Below are 20401 nucleotides of genomic sequence, written 5' to 3' on the forward strand. Positions count from 1 at the left end.
CGCTAATACCCGGTCATCTCAAGGTAGCCGCGCCCGTTGTGGCTGCCTGACACGGTGACCGGTCCCTCCCAGTATTGAAAGCGCGTTCCCATCCAGGCTTGGGAGTTCTGAGCTCGGACGCGAATGTCCAGATCCTCGCCCGGGATGGACACGCGCCAATCTGTCGGAACATCGCGGTCCGCCACCCGGCTGGTTTCCAGTGGCGTGAAGATAACCGATCCGTCCGGCAGACTGCGGCTGGAACCGTCCGCGTTGATCCAGGTGGCCGAGGTATAGTCCCCACGTCCGCCGCGCAGGCGAAACGCCATCAACTTGTCGCCGTCCTCGAAACTGAGTGAGAACCAGTCCCACCCGGATTGATCGGCGGCCAAAGGCTGCGAAGACCACTCGCGGTCCAGCCATCCGCTCCCAGTGACCGCCACATCGCCGTCGGGCAGATGTAGCGTGCCTTGGACGGCGTAGCCCGGCTGGGAATAATAGTAGCTGGCCTGCCCATCAGCGGATTTCACGGAAAACCCATTCTCACCATGAAAAACCAGCGGCCCCGAAGCAGACAGGTTCAGGTCGTACCCGAAATCGGCTCCGTTTGCAGTCAGGGTCAGGGTCTGGAGCGTTGGTCCTGCCATGCGCCATTCGTCGATCCATGCTTCGAACGGGTCGGCTGTGACACCGGCCTGACCAATTCCACCACGAGACAGGCGCTCGGCAAAAAAGTGGCGTTCCGGAGTTGTCAGCGCGGCATGGCCCATCCAGATCTGTGGGCTTTGCCAGCTGGCGGTTTCAAATGGCTTCAAGGCAGAGCGAAACAGAGTCCACTGTATGCCGTAGTCCCGACCGTCCTCTCCGGTCAGGTTGGCCGTCAGGTACCACCATTCGATCCGATAGGATGGATGCGGGCCGTGGTCGGTGGGAAAATCGAACTGGTACTCTGGCTGTGGTACGTCAAACCCGTCGGCAGAACCGCCCAAACCGGCAAACCCCTGCGCCATTGCCGCAAGTGGCCAGAACAGTGCACACACAAGTAGTTTAGCGTTCATTGGCAAAGACCCTCAGCAAATCGGCCGGCGGCACCCGCCGAAGCCGCCAGGCAGGCAGCGCCGCGGCAAGGGCGGCGGCCACAAGTGTCCACAGCATGAGCTGCACCCATGACAACGGGAAAAGGTGCATGGGTAGCCGCCATCCGAACGCCTCGACATTGATGACAGCCAGCAGAATCCACGCCAGCGCCAGGCCCAGCGGCAAGGCGAGGCAGGCGGTAAGGAAAGCCAGAACCATGCTGCGCGCCAGTTCCAGTTTGGACAAATGCGACAGCGTCAGCCCCATTGCCCAGACCGGAGCGATCTGAGGCAGCCGCTGGGTCCAGAGCGTCAGCAAGCTGGTCAGAATGGCAAAGCCGGCCACGCCAAGCGTCAGGATGTTCAGCGCGGATGTCACGACAAATGTCTTTTCGAAGATCGCCATGGACTGTGCCTTCAGCGCGGCCTGCCGGATGATCGCGCCGGGGTCCAGATCAAACCTGTTCTGCAGATCCGCCGCCAGCTCATCTGAGCGCTCCGGAGCGATGCGAATACCAAACTGTCGGTTTTCGGCATTTGGCGCGATCCTGCCGAACAGGTCCATTGAGACGATCGCTTGCCCGGTCGGATTGCCGTAGTCGGAATAGACCCCAGCGATTGCCAGAGTGTGATCGGCGGTGAGCGCAATCGAATCCCCAGGCCACAGATCAGCACGGCGGGCAAGCTGTTCGTTTATCAGGATGGCGCCGTCGGACAGAACCTTGGTCCATACGTCCGGGGCCGCGGCGACAAGGGGCCAGTTGTCCCGGTAGGTCGCATGATCGACCACTCCGTACAGAAACAGCGGGCCTGTGGGATGATCCAGCTCCACATTGCGTATCGGCAGGACTGCGTCCACGCGCGGGGTCAGCCATGTCTCGATCTCGCGTCCTTGATCCGAGTCCTTTGCCGTGATGTACAGCTCGGCCATCAGGCGCTGGTCCAGCCAACCGACGAAGGTAAGCCGGAAGCTGGAAACCATGGTTCCGACACCGATATTGGCGGCCAGGGCCAGCAGCAGGGCCATCAGCGCAAGCGACAGGCCCGGCAGCTGGGCCTGCATGTCGGCCAGCACCCACTGCCGCACCGGGTCACGGACGCGCCCTGCACACAGGTGCAATATGCTGGACAAAACCAAAGGTAGCAAAAGGGCGCTGCCGGTCAGAATGCCTGCCATCAGAGCGAAACCAGCGACCAATCCGTCAAAGAGCAGAAAGATCACGACCCCGCCAAGAGCGAGCCCCACACCCGCCAGTCCGGTCACGACGGCTCGTGTGCTGCGTCCACGCCATGCCTGCAGGCCGGGGCCGGACAATATCGGCATTCGGCTCAGACGCCACAGGGCGTATCCGCTGGCCGCCAGGGTCCCTGCGATGGACATACCCAGCCCGGCCAGCACCCAACCGCCCCTCAGTTGCAACTGGCCATCCACCGGAGCCCCATAGAGCCCGCGCAGGGTTGCGGCGACATCGGGCAACAACGCTCCGGCCAGGAAAAAACCCAGCAGCAGGCCCATGGATCCACCGATCAAAGCCAGACCTACAAGTTCGGCCAGAATGATGCGGGAAAGCGTCCCCATCGGGACACCCATCGCACGCAGACTGCGCACCATTCCGCGGCGCTGCGCAAAGGCCAGCCCAACCGTTCCATGTACAATGAACAGCCCGACGGCGAAGGACAGCAGGCCGAACGCGGAAAGGTTCAGGTGGAAGCTGTCGGTCAGGCGAGCAGTGTCGACGCTGTTTCCGGGGGGCTGGCGATTCAGCTCTGGCGCAACCTGGGACAGGGGCGCAACTCCGCGAGGCTGATCTGGCAGGATGGCAAGTCGCGAAATCTCACCCGGTTTGTTCAGCAACGTCTCAGCCACGCCGATATCGGTCAGAACCACATTGGGGGGAAGCGCAGTGCTGGCGATCGCCGGTGGAAGATCGGGCCGATCCTCCAGCATCGGCACCAAGTCGGGTGGCGCCAGCAGTCGGCCGGGCGCGGTCAGCATGGCCGCCGGGTCGGGTGGGGCTTCTTCCTGTTCCAGTTGCGTTACCGCCGGAAGCGGGGGGTAGGAGACAAGGTCCACTCCGGTCAAAAGAACCGACCGGTCCCCAACCCTGTACCGACCTTCCAGAACGGCCGCGACCTGCCATCCGGCGCGACGCATATTTACGTATGTTTCCAATGGAATGTGGCCGGACGGATGCCGCAGCATCTCCATCTGCCCAAGCGCCAATTGTTGGTTGGCACGCGCATAGCTGGCACGGGCTTCGGCGTTGATGGCCTGGACCGCCGACCAAAGGCCTGTCGCAAGCGCGATTCCGATCAGCAGCGTGGCCAGTTGGATACGGTGCCAACGCCAATGCGACCAGAGGGCCTGGATCACGGTGCGCGTCATGCGATCCGCCCGTTTGCAAGGTGCGCCGTTCGGTCAAGCCGGGCTGCGATCACGGGCGAATGCGTCACCAACAGCAGGGCTGCCCCGGTATCCGCGACCAAGGACAGCATAAGGTCCAGAACCGCCGCGCTTGCAGTCTCGTCCAGGTTTCCCGTCGGCTCGTCCGCCAGCAGCAGCTTGGGCCGGACGGCAAGGGCCCGGCCAATCGCGACCCGCTGTTGCTGGCCGCCCGACAGATGTTCGGGATAGCGTTGGGTCAAATCGGCGAGACCGAGCGTCGCGGTCAGATGCGCGAGCCACTCGGGGTCAACGCGATTTGCCAGCCGGGCATGAAATGACAAGTTCTGCGCAACCGTCAGCGACGGGATAAGATTGAATTGCTGGAACACCAGGGACACGTCTTCGCGCCTTAACAAGGCGCGGCCGCGATCGTCCAGTCGCGACAACGCCGTGCCATCCAGAACGATCTCACCGCTGTCAAAACTGTCCAGCGCGCCGGCAAGGTTCAGCAACGTGCTTTTACCGCTGCCACTTTCGCCGGTGATGGCAAGCGTCTGACCGCGTTCCAGCGACAACGATACGTCGTTCAGGACAGGCCGCCCGCGCGGGTAGGTTTTGTGGATATTCTGTATTTCCAACAACATGATCAGTTCCACTTGGTGCGCTCTACAATGTGCGGCGCGCCGATCCGCTGTCCAGCCTTCAAAAAGTTTCGGTTCTTTTCGTCGCATGACCGCCCGCTGTCCGGCCTTGTGCCTAGAGGGCAGAGCCGCCATTGTGCAGTTTCAGTTTCCGGGCCGATGCAGGGTATCACCATGACATTGTCGCAGCAGATCCTTTGGGGCAGCTTCTATCTGGGGCTGTGTTTCCTGATCGAGATCGGGCTGCTCACATGGTGCACCATCATGGTGCGCAAGGTGATCGACAGGTGGGAAGGGCAGGGAACCTTTCTGCCCACGGCAGGCCCGATCGCCTTGGCGCTGGCCGTCATCGTGGCGACGCACACGATCCAGGTGTGGATCTGGGCGATCGTCTGGGTGATGGGAGATGTCCTGCCGGACTGGAACTCGGCCCTGTACTTCTCGCTCGTGACCTTCACGACACTGGGCTATGGCGACATTGTATTGGGCGAGGGGTTGCGGATTTTCGGGGCCTTCGCCTCGGTCACCGGATTGTTGGCCTTCGGTCTTTCCACGGCATTCATGGTCGCGCTGATGACGCGCGTGTTCCAAGAACGATTCCTGACCTAGAGGATCGGCGAGAACAACCGCGCCAAAGGCGCGCCATAGCGGATATGCGGCGGTTGCTGGGCGAGGCTTCTGGTCATTTCGTAGCTGGCTTCGAAATCGGTCTTCAGCATGTCCTCGGTGGCAGCGGCTGCCCGGCTGTCGAAGAACAGCGCCATCGCTTCGAAATTCAGACGGAACGAGCGGTTGTCCAGGTTGGTGGTGCCAACTGCGGCCAACGTATCGTCCACCAGAATGACCTTTTGGTGCATGAACCCGTCGGTGTAGCGGAACACACGTACGCCGGAATCCCGGATTTCATCGAAATAGGCAAAGGCGGCCAACCAGGGCAGGCGGTGGTCGATCATGTCCGGCACCAGAATGCGGACATCGACGCCGCGCAGCGCGGCATGTTCCAGTGCCGTCATCACGTCGATATCCGGCACGAAATAGGGTGATGCGATCCACAGCCGCTCCTGTGCCGCAGCGATCGTGGAAAAGAACATCAACGACCCCGTTTCAGTCGCGTCGCCCGGTCCGGTGGCGACCAGCAGCGCGTTCATGTCCTGATCGGATTCCGATCCGGCCCAGTCCAGCACGTCAATCAGGTCTTCTCCGCGGGCCCAGTGCCAGTCCTCGGTGAAAATCAGCTGCAACTGACGAACGATATGGCCGGTCATCTTGATGTGGGTGTCCCGCCAGCGGCCAAAATACGGATCCTGCCCCAGGTATTCGACGCCCACATTGTGCCCGCCGATGAACCCGGTTTCGCCGTCGATGATCACGGTCTTGCGGTGGTTGCGGTAATTCAGCTGAAACCGGAACTTCGGCCCGCGCTGGTCCCGTGGATCAGCGACATCCACACCGGCCGAGCGCAGATCCTCCAGGTATGAGGACGGCAGGCCATAGCTGCCCAACGCGTCAGTCATGAACCGGACGCTGACCCCGCGTTTGGCCGCATCGATCAGCCTGTCTTGCAGTTCCAGCCCCAGCGCGTCATCGCGCACGATGTAGAACTGAATGAGGACGTAGTTTTTGGCCGCATCGATCGCGCGGAAGATGGATTGGAACGTCGCCTGTCCGTCGATCAACAGTTCGGCCCCGTTGCCGCGGGACAGGGGCAGGTGAGCCAGCGCCTCAAACGGGCGCGGATTGACGGTCAGCGTCGCGGGATCGGGTTTTGAGTGATCGGCAAAGCTGCGGATCCCTTCGACCACGCGCTCACTTTCCTTGCGGGCGATCCGATACCCTTTGAACCGGTGATGTCCCAGAAACAGGTATAGCGGCACCGCCAGAAACGGTGCCGAAAGCAGAAACACCACCCATCCCACGGCACCCTGCGGGGTGCGCGCCGTCTGGGCGGCCCGTACTGCGAAAAACACCGCGACACAGTAGATGGCAAAGACGGACAGCGAGGCGATGAATGTCCACATGTGTGTGCCGACCTTTCCGCGCTTTAGTTCGAGCCGGTGAAAACCCGGGACCAGTCTTTGGCCATATCCACGATAACCCAGCCCATTTCAGGGCCTTTGTCCAGCCCGTCGACAAGCCGCCCGATGTGGCTGTCGCGATCATAGGCCCATTCCCGTTCGGCATCTGTGTGGTGGATCAGAACGCCCATCCGCGGCCCGTCGCCGGCGGTGGTCCATTCCAGCATGGCAAAATCACCGTCCGAGTTGCCGACCGCCAGGATCGGGCGTTTCCCGATCGTACGCTCGATGTTGATTGGCTTGCCCTCCTTGTCGTCGATGAACGCCAGCGCGGGCGCCTTCATGATCGTGGGAGTGCCGTCGACAAGTTCGTAGGTGCTGTCCGCATAGGTACCCAAGATCTGGTTGGGCGGTATCCCATAGGCGTCCTCGGCGAACACGCGCATGAAATGCAGGCCTCCACCCGAAACTATGTAGGTCGTGAATCCCTCGTCGCGCAGATACCTGAGCAGTTCGACCATGGGCTGGTACGTCATCTGGTCATAGGCCAGCCCCGTATCGGGATGGCGTTCCGTATGAAGCCATTCGGCGACGGAAGCCTGGAACGCATCGACGCTGAGCCCCGAATGCGTGGCGCTGACGACTTCGATCAAGGCATCTTCACCGCCCTTCAGAACGGTTTCGGCGTCGCCCTTGGCCGCGGCCTCCAAGGTCGGCGTGGTCAGGATCGAGGGATCGTCCTGCGCCATCTCGGCCAACTCATCCATGGCGTATATGAACTGGAAATAGACCGGCTGCTCGGCCCAGAGCGTTCCGTCATTGTCAAACACCGCCACCCTGTCTGCGGGGGTGACATAGTCGTCCGAGTTCGGCGTCGTCACCGTATCGACAAAGGCGATGATCCGTTCCTTGGCCGGACTGTCGGTCCAACTGGGCAGAGGGTCCGCCGCAAGGCCCGCAGGCAACGCGAAAACGGCGGCTGAGAAGATCAGGCGGAACATGAAATATCCTTTCGCATCAAAGAAATGAGGGTCGCCGATCAAGCCGGCGACCCTCGAGAGTAGAACCGACCTTTATCAGTTGTTGGTCGGCGTCAGCATCTTTTCCATCACCTGATCCAGGCTGAAGCTCGCCGCCTTCTGGCGCGGCGGGAACTCCTGGAAGGTTGCGAGGAAATTCGCCACGTATTGCTGCGCGGGCACCAGGAAATACACGCGGTCGATCATCCAGTCATAGTACGTGTTGGACGTGCGATATCCACGCTCATAGGGATCGCGGCGCAGGTTCACGATGATCGGAACGCGCAGTTCGGTCCACGGCTCCATCCAGGCGCGCAGGGTGGCCCAGGCCTTCTGCTCCAGGAAGATCAGCTTCCAGTCTCCGAAGCGAAGCGCCGTCATGTCGCCGTCATCCGAAAAATAGAAGATCTCCTTGCGCGGGCTTTCTGTGGTTTCACCCGTCAAGAGCGGCAGGATGTTGTAGCCGTCCAGATGCACCTTGTAGTCGCGACCCATCCCCGAGGACGAATAGCCTGCTTTCAGCTTGTCCTTGATCTCGGGATCTCCGGCCGCCGCCAGATAGGTCGGAAGCCAGTCCATGTGATGCACGATCTCGTTTGTGACCGAGCCGGGTTCGATCTTGCCGGGCCAACGCACCATCGAGGGCACGCGCCAGCCGCCTTCCCAGTTGGTGTTCTTTTCGCCCCAGAACGGTGTGGACGCAGCATCAGGCCATGTATTGTAGTGCGGTCCGTTGTCTGTCGAGTAATGGACGATCGTGTTGTCGGCGATGCCCAACTCGTCCAGCAGATCGAGCAACTGGCCCACATGCATGTCATGTTCGATCATGCCGGCCGAGTATTCGTCCATCACACGACCGGTCATGTCATTGGCCTGCTGGCGCATCTCGTCTTTGACGTGAGTGCGGAAGTGCATGCGCGTTCCGTTCCACCAGACATAGAAGGGCTGGCCTTGCTCGTGGGCCCGCTTGATAAAGTCGATCGCCGCAGCCACCGTTTCCTCATCCACGGTTTCCATCCGCTTCTTGGTCAGCGGTCCGGTATCTTCGATGGTTCCGTCGGCCTTGGACTTGATGACGCCACGGGGACCGAAGGCTTCGCGGAAAGTCCGGCCATCGGGCAGAACGGTGTCACCCGGATAGTCTTCGTTCTCGGGCTCCTCTTCCGCGTTCAGGTGATAGAGATTTCCGAAAAACTCGTCAAATCCGTGGTTTGTCGGAAGATGTTCATCTTTGTCTCCCAGGTGGTTCTTGCCGAATTGACCGGTGGCATAGCCGTGGTCCTTCAACAACCCAGCAATGGTCGGATCTTCGACCTGCATACCAAGATCGGCACCTGGCAGGCCAACCTTCGACAGCCCTGTGCGGAACACTGACTGACCCATGATGTAAGACGACCGCCCTGCGGTACAGGACTGCTCACCATAATAGTCGGTGAAGATCATACCTTCATTCGCGACCCGGTCGATATTGGGCGTACGGTATCCCATCATGCCTTTGGTATAGGCCGAGATGTTCGACTGACCGATGTCGTCGCCCCAGATGACCAGAATGTTGGGTTTCTGATCTTGCGCCCAGGCCGGCGCGGCCAGCGCGACAGAAACCGTAGCAACTGCCAATCGTCGCAGTCCTCTGCGCCATAGATGCGTTAAATTTCCCTGTGATGACATCTTTTTCTCCTTATGTGGTCAGGCAAAAACGGCCTTGCAGGAAAGTCAAAAAGGGGAAAATGCGTCCCCCGATCCGTCAATCATTCAACACGCCCTTCGCAGGTCAGGCGGTTCGGCAAAAAGGGGGAATCAAGACAAGCCCCTCTAGGCAATTGATAACTATCACAAAGACCAATCTAAAAATACTTATGTTTGAAGATAGCGCCCTGGGATTTGGCTCAGATTGGGTTGACGTAAGGTAAGTAATTGGCAGCCGCGTCAGGGATTGAGCTGAGGCAAAGCGGATTGAGAGTGGCCTAGGGGGCGGGCGATACGGTCAAGGCAATCTCGGACCTTGCTCCAGTTTTCCGCTTGCTGATCGCCGCCGCCATATCTGGACGCGCCGATTTCGGCCAGAGAAGCCTCGAATTCAGCAGTGTCTGGCGGGTCGGCCAGTCGCCGTTTCCAGACTTCCAACTTTTGATAAACACGGGCCAAGTCTTGTTGGCGCACAGCCTGCTTGAGTTCCGAAAAGGCATGCGCTGCCGAGGCCAGCCTGCGTTGCCTGGCCGCTGCCCAGCGTGCTTTGATAACCGGATGTAGCCTAAGAAACACAAGCCATAATATCGCGATCCCAATGATGAAATAGCCTGCCAGCCGCAGGACGGTTTCTCGGTCGGGAGGCCGCCAAGGCGGCGGCGCAAGAACGAGGTCGACAGGATCGGCGCGCGCAGTTTCGACCTTGTTGGTCTTGAGATTGAACCAATCGATCTCGACAGCCGGCAATTGAGTTTGTCCGCCGTCCTGGGCCACATAGGTCACCCGGTCGGTTCGTTGGCCGGACAGAACGCCCCGGTCTTCGGTTTCCGACAATCGGGGTTCATTGGGATAGGCTCGCAACAACGGGCCCTCGATCTCGGGTAACAAAGGCGGGATCATGATCGGGGTCGTTCCAGTGATTTTGGCCGTCAGGGTGCGGGTCAGCGCGTCGCCGGTTTGAAGGCTGGTATCGCCCTCAATCTCCTGGGTCAGCTCGAACCCGTGAGCGATTATCAGGGGATCCAATCCTTGGGCTGCGTCAGGAACCTCGACTGTCAGGCGAACGGCGGGCAGGGGAACCGAGACCTGAACGGGATCATTGGTTTCCGGATCCGCAAATGTCACCTGCACCTCGGCAGCGGCGAAATCATACGTGCCGGGAGCCAGCGGATACAGCCGATAGCTACGCTGAACCCCTGACCATGTTTCGCCCTCAACGCTCTCGCTGACCGGCCCAGAAGCGCGATCGGGCAGGCGTACCAGAAGGTTTTCCTGTTCAAGCGATGGAAAGACCGGCGGATCTGGCATGTAGGTCGGCACCAGCACCTTCAGGCGAACGATGGCGGGTTGGCCGACGATTGTCGGATCCTCAGGCACTTCGATCGTGACGCGGGGCTGGATGTCTGTTGCTTGCGCCAAAACCTGGACTGGGCATAGAAGCAGCATCAAGAGCGCCAGGTACCTCATTGGGACCTCTCCTGATTTTCAAGAACAAACCGGCTGCGCAGGAAGTCCTGCATGTCTGTGTCGATGGCGCTGATCCACTGGTCGGCAGACAGGGGCGCGGCGTCCCCGGTCTCGGCCTGTTGCGTGGTGTCCGCGCCCAGACCGGCTTCGTTGTCGAACACCACGTCATCAGCCCCGATGCCCGCTTCCTCGCCGGTATCGGATTGCTCGCGGGTGGATTCGACTTCGGCCAGAATGGCTTTGGCGACGGCCAGATTGTACGCGGCCTCCGGCCAATCCGGGCGGCGCTCAAGCGCGGTTTCAAAGGCTGCGATGGCCGGACGATACTCTCGATTTCGGATGCGGGCCATGCCTTCGGCAAACGCCGCTTCGGGCGTTGAAAGCTGAGCAAAGGTCTCGGAGGCTTCCGCATATTGCCCGGCCTTTAGCTGCGCATACCCTCGGTGATACGGATCCTGAAACAGGGTGCTGGCGGCGGCGTAGTCCCTTTGGTTCATGGCGATGTGGCCCTGCTGGTCCGGGGTCAGGAACCAGTCCCGCCAACCGTCTGCGCGCGCGCCGGTCGGCGGCAGAAACAGCAATGCCACAAATCCCCAGCGAATGACCCAGCCACGTCGGAACCACAGAAGCGCGATCAAGGCGACGGGCCAGGCCAAAATCCAGGCCCGGTCCTGCCAGTCGACGCGATCATCCTCGCCCAAGGCTGCAGAAAAACTGCGGGTGATCCCGCGGTTCAGCCGGGTGATGTCGCGGTCGTCGCCCGAGAAGGGAACGATCGTGGCGCTGCGCAGGCCGTCCAGTTGCGGAATCTGGCGGCCATCCGGAAGCATTGTCAGAAAAAACAACGGGGTATCAGATTGTCCCAATGCGGAAACCTGTTGCGGATCGATGTCGTCGAGTACGAAGAGAACCGCGCCTGTGCCCATCTGATCGCCAAGAATGTCCTGCGCCAGCGTCAGTGCGTCACCGGCGGCATCGCCCGAAACCGGCATGACCGCCGGGGTCAAGCCTTCCAGCAAGGGGCGCAGGATGTTGGCGTCTTCGGTTAGCGGCGCGACCCGGTGCGCGGATCCGGCATAGGCGATCAGGGCGGTGGGCGCGCCTGCGCGGGTGTTGATCAGATCGGTGATCTTCAACTTGGCACGGTCCAACCGTGACGGCGCAAGGTCCGCCTCCTCCATGCTGTCGGTGACCTTGAGCGCGATCACCAGCGGCGCGGTGTCCGCGATCAGAGGGTTTGGCGCCCGTGACCATGTCGGCCCTGCCACGGCAAGGGTGAGAAGACCGGCGGCGAGCGCGGCGAGGTCCAGCGGACCGACTCGCCTTTGATCTTCGGCCCCCAGACGCAGTGCCTGCGCCAGGTGGGGCGCGATGCCCGCAGGCAGGTCCGAGCTGCCCGATCTGCGCGGCCGGGTAAGCCACCAGGCGGTGGCAATCGGCAGCAAAAGCAGCAACCAGTAGGGGCGCAGGAAATGGAACTGGGCCAGAGCGTCGATCATGCCGCGCGCCTCCGACCCTGTGAAAGGTAAAAGCCCAGGGTACTGGCGAGGATGAGCAGCAGCGCCGCCGCCAGCGGATAATGCGCAAGGCTGACCCTCGGGCGATAACTTTGGGTTTCCACCACGCGGGGGTTCTGGGCGTCGATCTGTTGGTAGACCTCGGTCAGAGCGGCCTCATCATCGGCAAAGAAATACTGGCCTTGGGTTTTGTTGGCGATGTCCTTCAGCGCGTCCAGATCGACCCGGTCTTCGCCCGTGGCATCCGGGTCGCCGACGCCGATCGTGTAGATCACGACACCCTTGTCCGCGGCAATCGATGCGGCATTGACCGGCGTCATGCGGCTTGAGGTGTCGGCACCGTCCGACAGCACGATCATCAGGCGTTGGTCCACCTCGCTCGACTCGAAGGTTCGGATGCCCAGCCCGATCGCATCGCCCAGCGCCGTGTTCGGACCGGCCATGCCGACGGCGGTCTGGTCCAGAAAGCCGGTGAGGCTTTGCAAATCCTCGGTGAACGGGGCCTGAACGAAAGCGCGGGTGCCAAAGATGATCAGCGCCATCCGGTCGCCGTCGCGCGCGGCGATGAAGGCGCGCAGAACGTCCTTGACGGCCTCCAGCCGCTGCTTGGGCGTGCCATCTGCGGCCTTGAAATCGCGCTGGTCCATCGAACCCGAGATGTCCACGGCCAGCACCACGTCGCGGGCGGTTTTTTCGATGACGATCGGGTCGCCCAACCGTTCGGGCCGTGCCATTGCCAGAACCAGAAGCACCCAGATCAGGATCGCCAGACCGGTTTGCAGCCGCCTCCGTCTCAGGGTTACCGAGCCGGATTGCGGCTCGGCCCCGGCCGCCTGGGCGACGTGGCGAAAGAACGGGATGCGAATGGCATCGACCCGCTGCCGGTGCGGCGGAGCATAGAAATAGACCAGTGCCGGCAGCGGCAGCAGAAGAAACACCCAAGGCGCGGCGAAACTGAACATCAGACCGCCCCCTTGGACCGATGCGACTTGATCCAGTGCCGCGCCAGTTCGGTGGCATCCGGATCGGTGACCCCCTTGCGGTAGGGGGCGGCCGCCAGATTGCCGAGGGCAGAGGCGGAAAACCCGGACAGATCAGCGGTTTGGCCCAGAAAATTCGTCCAGTCGTCACCGGTCAAACTGGCCACCTGAGACCGGTGAAAGGCGGCAAGGGCGGCACGGCGCACGATCTCCGCGGCTTTGGCCGGGTCATTCTGACACCGGTCCAATTCCTTCAGCGCAAGCCGCCGATAGGCATTTGCCCGCCGGTGCCGCCAGATCGTAACGAGGATCAGACCAAGCACGAGCAACAGCGCCACCGCCAGAACAACCCAGCCCCAGGTCTGCGGCACCATGGAAATCGGAGCCGGCTCGGGCGCGGGTTCCAGCATGTCCAGAAGCTCGACCAGCGATTTGCCTTCGGTGTCCGGGGTCATAACCGCCCCCCTTGATGGCCGAACAGCCTCAGGATCTGGGCCAATGCGGGCTCGGCGGTGGTCAGCGGGACGATGGGAAACCCGTATCGGCGCGACCAGGATTGCAGCTGCGCCAGTCTTTGCTCCATCGCTTGGGTCACGCGGTCCGACATTTGGCGGTCTGACGCATCCAGTTCGATCTGCTGGTCGCCGTCCGAGACCGTCAGCCGCAGCTCGGGCGGCATATGGCGCGAGATTGGGTCGGAGATGTCGAACAGGATCAGGTCATTGGAATGGGCCAGGCGGCGCAGCAGCCGTTCGGACCCGTCGGTCAGGCCGTCAAAATCCGAGAATACACAGACCAAGGCATTGGTATGTGCGATGCGCGCAGCCTGTTGCAGCACCTGGTTCAGCGTGACCGAGGCTTGTGGGCGCAGCCCGGCATCCAGGCTGCAATTGAGCGCACCGAGCGAGGACAGAAACCGCCGCAAGGCCGCTGGGCGGCGCTGTGGCCGATGTTCGGCCAGGTCGGTATCGCCGAACACGATACCGCCGACGCGGTCGCCTTGCGCCAGAACCCGATGAGCAGCGATGGCCGCGGCCTCGGCTGCCACTACCGATTTCATGTAGACTTGTGTGCCGAAGAACATCGAAACCCGCTGATCCACCAGCAGCAGCGCCGGGCGGTCACGCTCTTCGGTATAGACGCGCACATGCGGCTCGCCCGTTCGGGCCGTCACTTTCCAGTCGATCGTGCGGATGTCGTCGCCGGGCAGATAGGTGCGCAGTTCCTCGAAATTCAGGCCGCGCCCGCGCAGGCGCGAGGCATGGCGGCCGTTCAGCACCGAACAGGCAGGCTGTCGCGGCAAAAGGCTGAGTGCGCCGCTGCGTCCGCCGAGGCTCAGCAGGTGGCGGGCATCGACGTGGATGCGTGGGTCGCGGGATGTCGCTGCGGTCGGGGACACGCGGCTCTCCTTTGTTGCGATCAGGGCAGGGCGACGAGCTTCAGGATCTCGTCGATCACGTCATCGGCGGTCTTGGCGTCCCCCTGCGCTTCGAAACTCAGCGTGACGCGGTGGCGGAACACGTCATGGGCAATGGCACGGATGTCGGCCGGGTCGACATAGTCGCGCCCGTTCATCCAGGCATGGGCCCGGCCGCATTTGTCCAGCGCCAGCGACGCCCGCGGACTGGCGCCGATCTCGATCCACGCGGCGAGGTCATCGCTGAGCGCGGACGGCGTCCGGGTCGCCTGAACCAGATCGGCCATGTACCGATCCATCGCATCCGAAACATGGATCTGCCCGATCTGCTGCCGGGCGGCAAAAACGGCATCCTGCGGGATCGGTGAGGGTTTCTCGGCAGTGGTTCCGGAATTGGCGGCGGTGTCCTCGCCGCGGACCAGACGGATCACCAGCACCTCGTCCTCGACCGGGGGGTAGGTGATCTGCACATGCATCAGGAACCGGTCCATCTGCGCCTCGGGCAGCGGATAGGTACCTTCCTGCTCGATCGGGTTCTGGGTGGCCATCACGATGAACAGCGGCTCCATCTTATGGGTGGTGCCGGATACGGTGACCTGCCGTTCCTCCATCGCCTCAAGCAGCGCGGCCTGAACTTTGGCCGGCGCGCGGTTGATCTCGTCCGCCAGGACGATGTTGGCGAAGATCGGGCCGGGCTCGAACCGAAAGGTGCCGCCCGCGTCGGTCTGGGTATAGACTTCGGTTCCGGTCACGTCGGACGGCAGCAGGTCCGGCGTAAACTGGATGCGGCTGAATTCGGCATCAAGATTGCGCGCCATCGCCTTGACGGCACGGGTTTTGGCCAGGCCGGGCAAACCTTCGATCAGCAGGTTCCCGTTGGCCAGCAGCCCGATCAGAAGGCGGTCGATGACCTGTGTCTGTCCAATGATCGATTGGGCCATCCGGGCTTTCAGATCGTTGATTTGGTCAAGCGGTGTCATGGCGGTCCAATCATCAGAAACGGTCAATCATGCGTTTGCGCCGGACCCGCTGGATCTTTTCGGTCAATCCATTGCAATATTTGAAAGTTAGCAGCGCACCTCGGGCCGATCCACCCCCGATTTCAGGGTGTTCAGCCCTGATCAGGGCCGTGCCGACTTGACGTCGTCGGCCAGACGTCCGTCCAGCGACATCAGGACGGCGATCGGGCGCAGGGCCGGAATGTGGCTGAAGATGATCAGAATGCACACGGTCAACGGAACGCTGAGAAACGCGCCGATCAGGCCCCAGACCGTGGTCCAGAAGGTCAGCGCCAAAATCACAAGAAAGGTCGACATGTTCAGCGAGCGGCCCAGCAGGGCCGGATCAAGGAAGTTGCCGATCAGGAATTGGATGGTACCGCACCCGAAGACGATGATCAGGAACGGGCCGATCGTCTCGAACTGAACAAGGGCGATCATCGCGGGAAAGATCACAGCGATGATCGACCCGATTGATGGGATGAAGTTCAGGGCAAACGTCAGAACGGCCCAGGTTTCCGCGTATTCCAAACCCAACACGCGAAAAACCGAATAGCTGATTCCAGCGGTAACGAGGCTGATGAAGGTCTTGACCCCGACATAGCGCTGCAAGCTGAAGGTTATCGCATCCAGTACCGAGGAAAGCTCAGCTCCGGTGACGGGGTTGCCGGCTGCAATCCGCAGCTTTTTGCGGAAGGCCAGCCGCTCGGCCATAAGGAAGGCCACATAAAGGCTGATCAGGAAGAACTGGTTCAGCATCGAGGTGGCGCTGCCCAGCAAAATCCGGGCGACTGAAGTCATGTCGATGCTGATCAGGTTGTCCCGGACAAAAGAGGTGACATCATTCCCGACCAGACCGGTGACGCGGTTGATCACGCCGTCGAACTGGCTTTCATAGGTGCCCGCGGTTCGCGCGAACTGCGTGGCCTGACTGCCGAGGATGTAGGTGATCATGAACAGGCCTGCCAGAACCACTGTGACTGCGGCCAGGTTGGCAAGCCAGACCGGAGCACGGGTCAGCGCGATAACCCGATCGCTGAGTGCGATGATCAGCACGTTGATCAGCAAGGCCATGGTCAGCGGAATCAGAAAGCTGGCGCCTGCGTAAAGCCCCAGAACCACAAGCGTCAGCACGATGGTGACGTCGCGTACGACACTCAACCTCAGCGGTGTGCGGGTGGGGGGCTCTGATGGCGTCATGCGGGGCCTCAGCTATACCGGCGCAAGCCGGCAGCGATTGGAGTTTTGTGGGGCAATCCTGCACAGGCGGCGGGCTTTATGCAATCGGGCCAGACAGTTATTCGGAAGAATCTCGTGCAATTGGCACATTGGCTGGTTCTTCCAACGCGGATTGCAGGCTAGAGTTTCCCAATGACACGTCTTTCGATTCCCGTTTTTGGCCGGTTTGGCCGGGCGCTGTGGCTGGCGGTCCAACGCTTCGGCGACAAAAACGGTTTCGTCATGAGCAGCCATGTGGCGATGTCGCTGATGCTGGCGCTGTTTCCGTTTGTTCTGTTCACCGTCGCTTTGGCCGGATCGTTGTCGCAGGGATATGTGACGGACGAACTGATCGAGTTGATTTTCGGTGCGTGGCCACAGGACGTGGCCCAGCCCATCGTGGCAGAACTGCGCGCGGTTCTGGACGGGTCGGGTTCGGGTGTGATCACGCTGGGCGGTCTGCTGGCCGTCTACTTCGCCTCGAACGGAGTGGCGGCGGTACGAGCCGCCATGAACCAAGCCTATCATGACAATGACAGCTGGCCATTCTGGAAGACGCGCCTGCTGTGCCTCGGGTTGGTCATTTTGGGCGGAACCGCGATCCTGCTGATCGCGGCGGTTGAACTGGTGCTGCCGGTCTACACACGTCTGGTGTCCGAGAATACTGCCGTGGACGTGGGCGAATGGCTGTCGGTTGACCGTTTGCGGTGGACCTTTACGGTGGCGGTGCCGGCGGGAACGGTTCTGCTGGCCCATTTGATCCTGCCGACCAAGCGTCACCGCATCATGCAAATCCTGCCCGGCGTGGCGCTGACCCTTCTGTTGTGGGCGGCCGGAGGGTGGGGGTTCTCAGTCTATATCGCGCAGTTCGCGACGTACAGCGCCACCTATGCTGGCCTGGCCGGGGCCATGGCCGCGTTGATTTTCATGTATCTGTGCGCCGCCATCCTAATTTTCGGCGCAGAGTTCAATGGCGCGCTGATGGACATCGACAACCAGGGTGAGGTCGGACCTTCATGAGAAATTTGCACCGCATCGCCCGGATCATCGCATTTTCCGGATGCGCCCTGTTGCAAAACGGCGGTTGGGCTTGGGCGCAGGACTATGTCGGCTCGGACGCTTGTCGTGATTGTCATGACGAACAGGTGCAAGCCTGGGCGGGATCCCACCACGCCTTGGCTTGGACAGAACCCACGCCAGACACCGTTGTGGCCGATTTTGATGAAACGACCTTTTCTCATGACGGCATGTCCGTCACGTTTCGGCAGGAGGGGTCGGACTATCTTGCCGACGTGACCGAGAAGGACGGCCAAAGCCAGCAATACAGGGTTCATTCCGTCGCGGGGATTGAGCCGTTGCAGCAATATCTGTTTGAAACCGAGCCCGGCCGATTGCAGAGCTTTGATGTGGTCTGGGACACGCAGGCCGAGCGCTGGTACCACCTGTATCCCGATCAGGACTTGCCGCCAGACGATGGGTTGCACTGGACCGGCCCCTACAAGAATTGGAACGGCCGCTGCGCGGAGTGCCACGCGACAGGGTTCGAAAAAAACTTTCAGCCGCAGACCCAGTCCTTTGCTTCCGAGCAGGTTGAGATCGGCGTGGGCTGTGAGGCCTGCCATGGCCCCGGCTCGGCCCATCTGGATTGGACAAAAGGTCAGCCCGCGCCTGCCGGGCTGAACGAGTTTGGCTTCCCTGCCATCTGGGGTACGGGCGACACCGAGGTCGAGATTCAGCAATGCGCCGGCTGTCATTCCCGCCGCGAAGCGCTGGAGGACGGAAACCCGCTGCCTGGCACGCCATTTCACGATGCCTACAATCTGGCGCTTCTGCGTCCGGGTCTGTACCAGCCCGACGGCCAGATACTGGACGAGGTCTATGTCTATGGATCGTTTCTGCAGTCCAAAATGTATGCACAAGGCGTCGGCTGCCTGAATTGCCATGAGGCGCACAGCGCAACTTTAAAGGCCAAGGGCAATGCGGTCTGTACGCAGTGCCATTCTCCGGCCGGCAATCCCGATTTTCCATCACTGCGAAAGGCGCAATACGACGATCCCTCACACCACCACCACCCGGAGGGAGGCGAGGGGGCGCAGTGCAAAAGCTGCCACATGATCGAACGCCTCTATATGGGCGTGGATGGTCGGCGCGATCACAGTTTCCGTGTGCCGCGCCCCGATCTGGGCTTGGGAGAGGATGCCTGCACTGATTGCCACACGGATCAGGATCAGCCGTGGGCCGCCGCCGCCATCAATGACTGGTTCCCGGAATCGGATCACCGTACGCCCCATTTCGGTACGGCATTCGCCCCCGCATTCGCCGGAGAGGTCGAGGACCCGGCCGCGTTGCTAGCAGTTGCTCAGGACGGTGCGCAACCCGGCATCGTGCGGGCGACGGCCGCCTATCTGCTGCAACCCTTCGCGACCCCCGAAATGGCCGAGCAAACAGCAGCGATGCTGACCGATGAAGACCCGTTGGTCCGCGCCAACGCGGCAGTGTTGCAGCGGGCGGCAGGGCTGGACAACAGGGTGGCCCGGCTGTCGCCGCTGTTGTCCGACCCAGTGCGAAGCGTACGCCTTGCCGCTGCCAAAGAGTTCCTGCCCATTCCCGCCGCGGCTTTGACGCCCCTGCAGCGCAACAACGCGCGTGAGAACATGGCGGATTGGCAGCGCTCCTTGTCAAACCGTCTGGATTTCCCGGAAACTCATCTGGTCCTTGGGGGGATGGCGCTTACGCTGAGAAACCCTGTCGCCGCCGAACAGGCCTTTCGTCAGGTGGTATCGATGGATCCCCAGCGCGAAGATGCTTGGCCAATGCTGATCCAACTGGCCCAAATCAACCGCGGCACGGATGCAGCCCGCCAGGTATTGGAGGAGGGTCTTCGGACTCTGCCGGACAGCCCAGCACTTCAGGATTTTGCGCGGCAGCTAGGCCGGTAGGCCGGCATCGAAGCGACGCAGTTGCGCCATTTTGCAGTCCCATTTACGGGTCAACATCCATGGTCAAGGCATTGACCAGTTCAGGATGTGGTAATCCATGTTGTATTTGAAACGCCCGTCGACCAAGCTCGACCAACCTGTGGCCACGCGCCGGGTCTCGCTGGATCAGCGGATCGACGAGTTGCGCAACAAGCCGGCCACGTATCTCAACCATGGCGAGGCGTTGCTGCTGCAGGGGATGGCGGCGGCGTCGTTGCGGCCGCAGCGGATTGTAGCCGACAAGATCGCGTTGGACGACGACTGATCAGCCCCGAAAACCGGTTGCCACCACGAATTTTTCCGAACTGTCCGACCGTGAAGCTGGCGGTTTGACGTTTGCCACTTTGTCGAACTTCTGCTTCAGCAGTTTCTGCAGATCACCCTCGGCGCCACCGGCCAGGACTTTTGCGACAAAGGTTCCTCCGACCTCCAGCACGTCAAAGGCGAAATAGGCGGCGGTTTCGCACAGCGCCATGATCCGCAGGTGGTCGGTCTGCTTGTGCCCGGAGGACGCGGCGGCCATGTCCGACATGACAACATCAGCCTTGCCGCCCAACCACTGTTTTACCTTCTCGTCGGCATCGTCTTCCATGAAGTCCAGAACGTGGGTTTCGGCACCCGCCACGGGCTCGACCTCTTGGAGGTCGACACCCAGAACCGTCCCGATCCGCTTGCCCGATTTCTCGCCCAGCGCATTCACGCGTTTGACCGCGACCTGGCACCAGCCACCGGGTGCGCAACCAAGGTCGACCACGCGTGCGCCCGGAACCAAAAAGCGGAACTTGTCGTCCAACTCCAGAATCTTGTAGGCCGCGCGACCCCGATACCCCTCGGCCTGCGCTCGCTTGACATACGGGTCATTCAGCTGCCGCTCGAGCCAGCGGGTCGAGCTGAGCTTGCGTCCGCGCGCGGTCTTGACCTTGACCTTCAGGTCACGCTGCCCGCGTCCCGAAGTGTTTTTGCCGCTGGGTTTCTTGGCCATTGAAAAGGTCTCCTGAAGACTGCGAGGCCTTTACCCGCTTGT

18 protein-coding genes are annotated in these 20401 nt (G+C 61.5%); 4 read left to right on the forward strand and 14 right to left on the reverse strand.

Features of this window, described 5'->3' with window-relative positions:
- Positions 1 to 2 precede the first annotated feature (2 nt).
- The 3 genes from ACR3EL_RS07730 to ACR3EL_RS07740 are packed head-to-tail and all read right to left on the reverse strand — an operon-like array spanning position 3 to position 4085.
- Positions 3 to 1037 carry a lipocalin-like domain-containing protein gene (locus ACR3EL_RS07730; RefSeq protein WP_170338485.1) on the reverse strand — a complete coding sequence of 345 codons (1035 nt, stop codon included), beginning with the start codon at positions 1035 to 1037 and terminating at the stop codon, positions 3 to 5.
- The gene (locus ACR3EL_RS07735) at positions 1027 to 3441 is read right to left on the reverse strand and encodes an ABC transporter permease (protein WP_480721071.1); all 2415 of its coding nucleotides are present in this window, start codon (positions 3439 to 3441) and stop codon (positions 1027 to 1029) included. The genes ACR3EL_RS07730 and ACR3EL_RS07735 overlap by 11 nt, the downstream gene beginning before the upstream one ends.
- Positions 3438 to 4085, reverse strand: coding sequence for an ABC transporter ATP-binding protein (locus tag ACR3EL_RS07740; protein WP_170338488.1), 648 nt, complete (start codon positions 4083 to 4085; stop codon positions 3438 to 3440). Before ACR3EL_RS07740 ends, ACR3EL_RS07735 begins: the two co-directional genes overlap by 4 nt.
- Positions 4086 to 4256: 171 nt before the next feature.
- On the opposite strand from ACR3EL_RS07740, the gene ACR3EL_RS07745 reads away from it, so the two are divergent.
- Entirely contained in the window at positions 4257 to 4691 is a 435-nt protein-coding gene (locus ACR3EL_RS07745; RefSeq protein ID WP_170338490.1) for an ion channel, read from the forward strand.
- Here the strand turns inward: ACR3EL_RS07745 and cls are convergent.
- From cls to ACR3EL_RS07795, 10 genes are all read right to left on the reverse strand, one after another.
- Entirely contained in the window at positions 4688 to 6100 is a 1413-nt protein-coding gene (gene cls, locus ACR3EL_RS07750; protein ID WP_480721075.1) for a cardiolipin synthase, read from the reverse strand. The genes ACR3EL_RS07745 and cls overlap by 4 nt on opposite strands.
- 23 nt (positions 6101 to 6123) lie before the next feature.
- Complete coding sequence (locus ACR3EL_RS07755; protein WP_170338493.1) at positions 6124 to 7098, reverse strand: HAD family hydrolase; 975 nt, start codon at positions 7096 to 7098, stop codon at positions 6124 to 6126.
- 75 nt (positions 7099 to 7173) lie between these two features.
- On the reverse strand, positions 7174 to 8784 hold the full coding sequence (locus ACR3EL_RS07760; RefSeq protein WP_093962145.1) for an arylsulfatase: 1611 nt from the start codon (positions 8782 to 8784) through the stop codon (positions 7174 to 7176).
- Positions 8785 to 9042: 258 nt separating this feature from the next.
- The gene (locus tag ACR3EL_RS07765; RefSeq protein WP_170338495.1) at positions 9043 to 10269 is read right to left on the reverse strand and encodes a BatD family protein; all 1227 of its coding nucleotides are present in this window, start codon (positions 10267 to 10269) and stop codon (positions 9043 to 9045) included.
- Complete coding sequence (locus ACR3EL_RS07770) at positions 10266 to 11768, reverse strand: vWA domain-containing protein (protein WP_170338497.1); 1503 nt, start codon at positions 11766 to 11768, stop codon at positions 10266 to 10268. Before ACR3EL_RS07770 ends, ACR3EL_RS07765 begins: the two co-directional genes overlap by 4 nt.
- Positions 11765 to 12748: a vWA domain-containing protein gene (locus ACR3EL_RS07775; protein WP_170338499.1), complete on the reverse strand. Its 984-nt coding sequence runs from the start codon at positions 12746 to 12748 to the stop codon at positions 11765 to 11767. Before ACR3EL_RS07775 ends, ACR3EL_RS07770 begins: the two co-directional genes overlap by 4 nt.
- Positions 12748 to 13221, reverse strand: coding sequence for a DUF4381 domain-containing protein (locus ACR3EL_RS07780; protein ID WP_170338501.1), 474 nt, complete (start codon positions 13219 to 13221; stop codon positions 12748 to 12750). Before ACR3EL_RS07780 ends, ACR3EL_RS07775 begins: the two co-directional genes overlap by 1 nt.
- Entirely contained in the window at positions 13218 to 14165 is a 948-nt protein-coding gene (locus ACR3EL_RS07785; protein WP_480721079.1) for a DUF58 domain-containing protein, read from the reverse strand. The genes ACR3EL_RS07780 and ACR3EL_RS07785 overlap by 4 nt, the downstream gene beginning before the upstream one ends.
- 20 nt (positions 14166 to 14185) lie before the next feature.
- The gene (locus ACR3EL_RS07790; protein WP_170338505.1) at positions 14186 to 15163 is read right to left on the reverse strand and encodes an AAA family ATPase; all 978 of its coding nucleotides are present in this window, start codon (positions 15161 to 15163) and stop codon (positions 14186 to 14188) included.
- A gap of 141 nt (positions 15164 to 15304) precedes the next feature.
- Positions 15305 to 16381: an AI-2E family transporter gene (locus tag ACR3EL_RS07795; protein ID WP_170338507.1), complete on the reverse strand. Its 1077-nt coding sequence runs from the start codon at positions 16379 to 16381 to the stop codon at positions 15305 to 15307.
- Between the two features lie 171 nt (positions 16382 to 16552).
- Here ACR3EL_RS07795 and ACR3EL_RS07800 point away from each other — a divergent pair, with 171 nt between their 5' ends.
- From ACR3EL_RS07800 to ACR3EL_RS07810, 3 genes are all read left to right on the forward strand, one after another.
- Positions 16553 to 17419 (forward strand): YihY/virulence factor BrkB family protein, encoded by an 867-nt coding sequence (locus tag ACR3EL_RS07800; RefSeq protein ID WP_170338509.1) that lies wholly within the window; start codon positions 16553 to 16555, stop codon positions 17417 to 17419.
- Positions 17416 to 19338, forward strand: a complete 1923-nt coding sequence (locus ACR3EL_RS07805) for a multiheme c-type cytochrome (RefSeq protein WP_170338511.1) — start codon at positions 17416 to 17418, stop codon at positions 19336 to 19338. Before ACR3EL_RS07800 ends, ACR3EL_RS07805 begins: the two co-directional genes overlap by 4 nt.
- Positions 19339 to 19435: 97 nt before the next feature.
- Positions 19436 to 19642 (forward strand): hypothetical protein, encoded by a 207-nt coding sequence (locus ACR3EL_RS07810; protein WP_093962135.1) that lies wholly within the window; start codon positions 19436 to 19438, stop codon positions 19640 to 19642.
- Here the strand turns inward: ACR3EL_RS07810 and ACR3EL_RS07815 are convergent, their stop codons facing one another.
- On the reverse strand, positions 19643 to 20359 hold the full coding sequence (locus tag ACR3EL_RS07815; RefSeq protein ID WP_170338513.1) for an RlmE family RNA methyltransferase: 717 nt from the start codon (positions 20357 to 20359) through the stop codon (positions 19643 to 19645). It lies immediately after the preceding gene.
- Between the last annotated feature and the right edge of the window lie 42 nt (positions 20360 to 20401).

Source organism: Ruegeria sp. BJ3 (assembly GCF_056535665.1).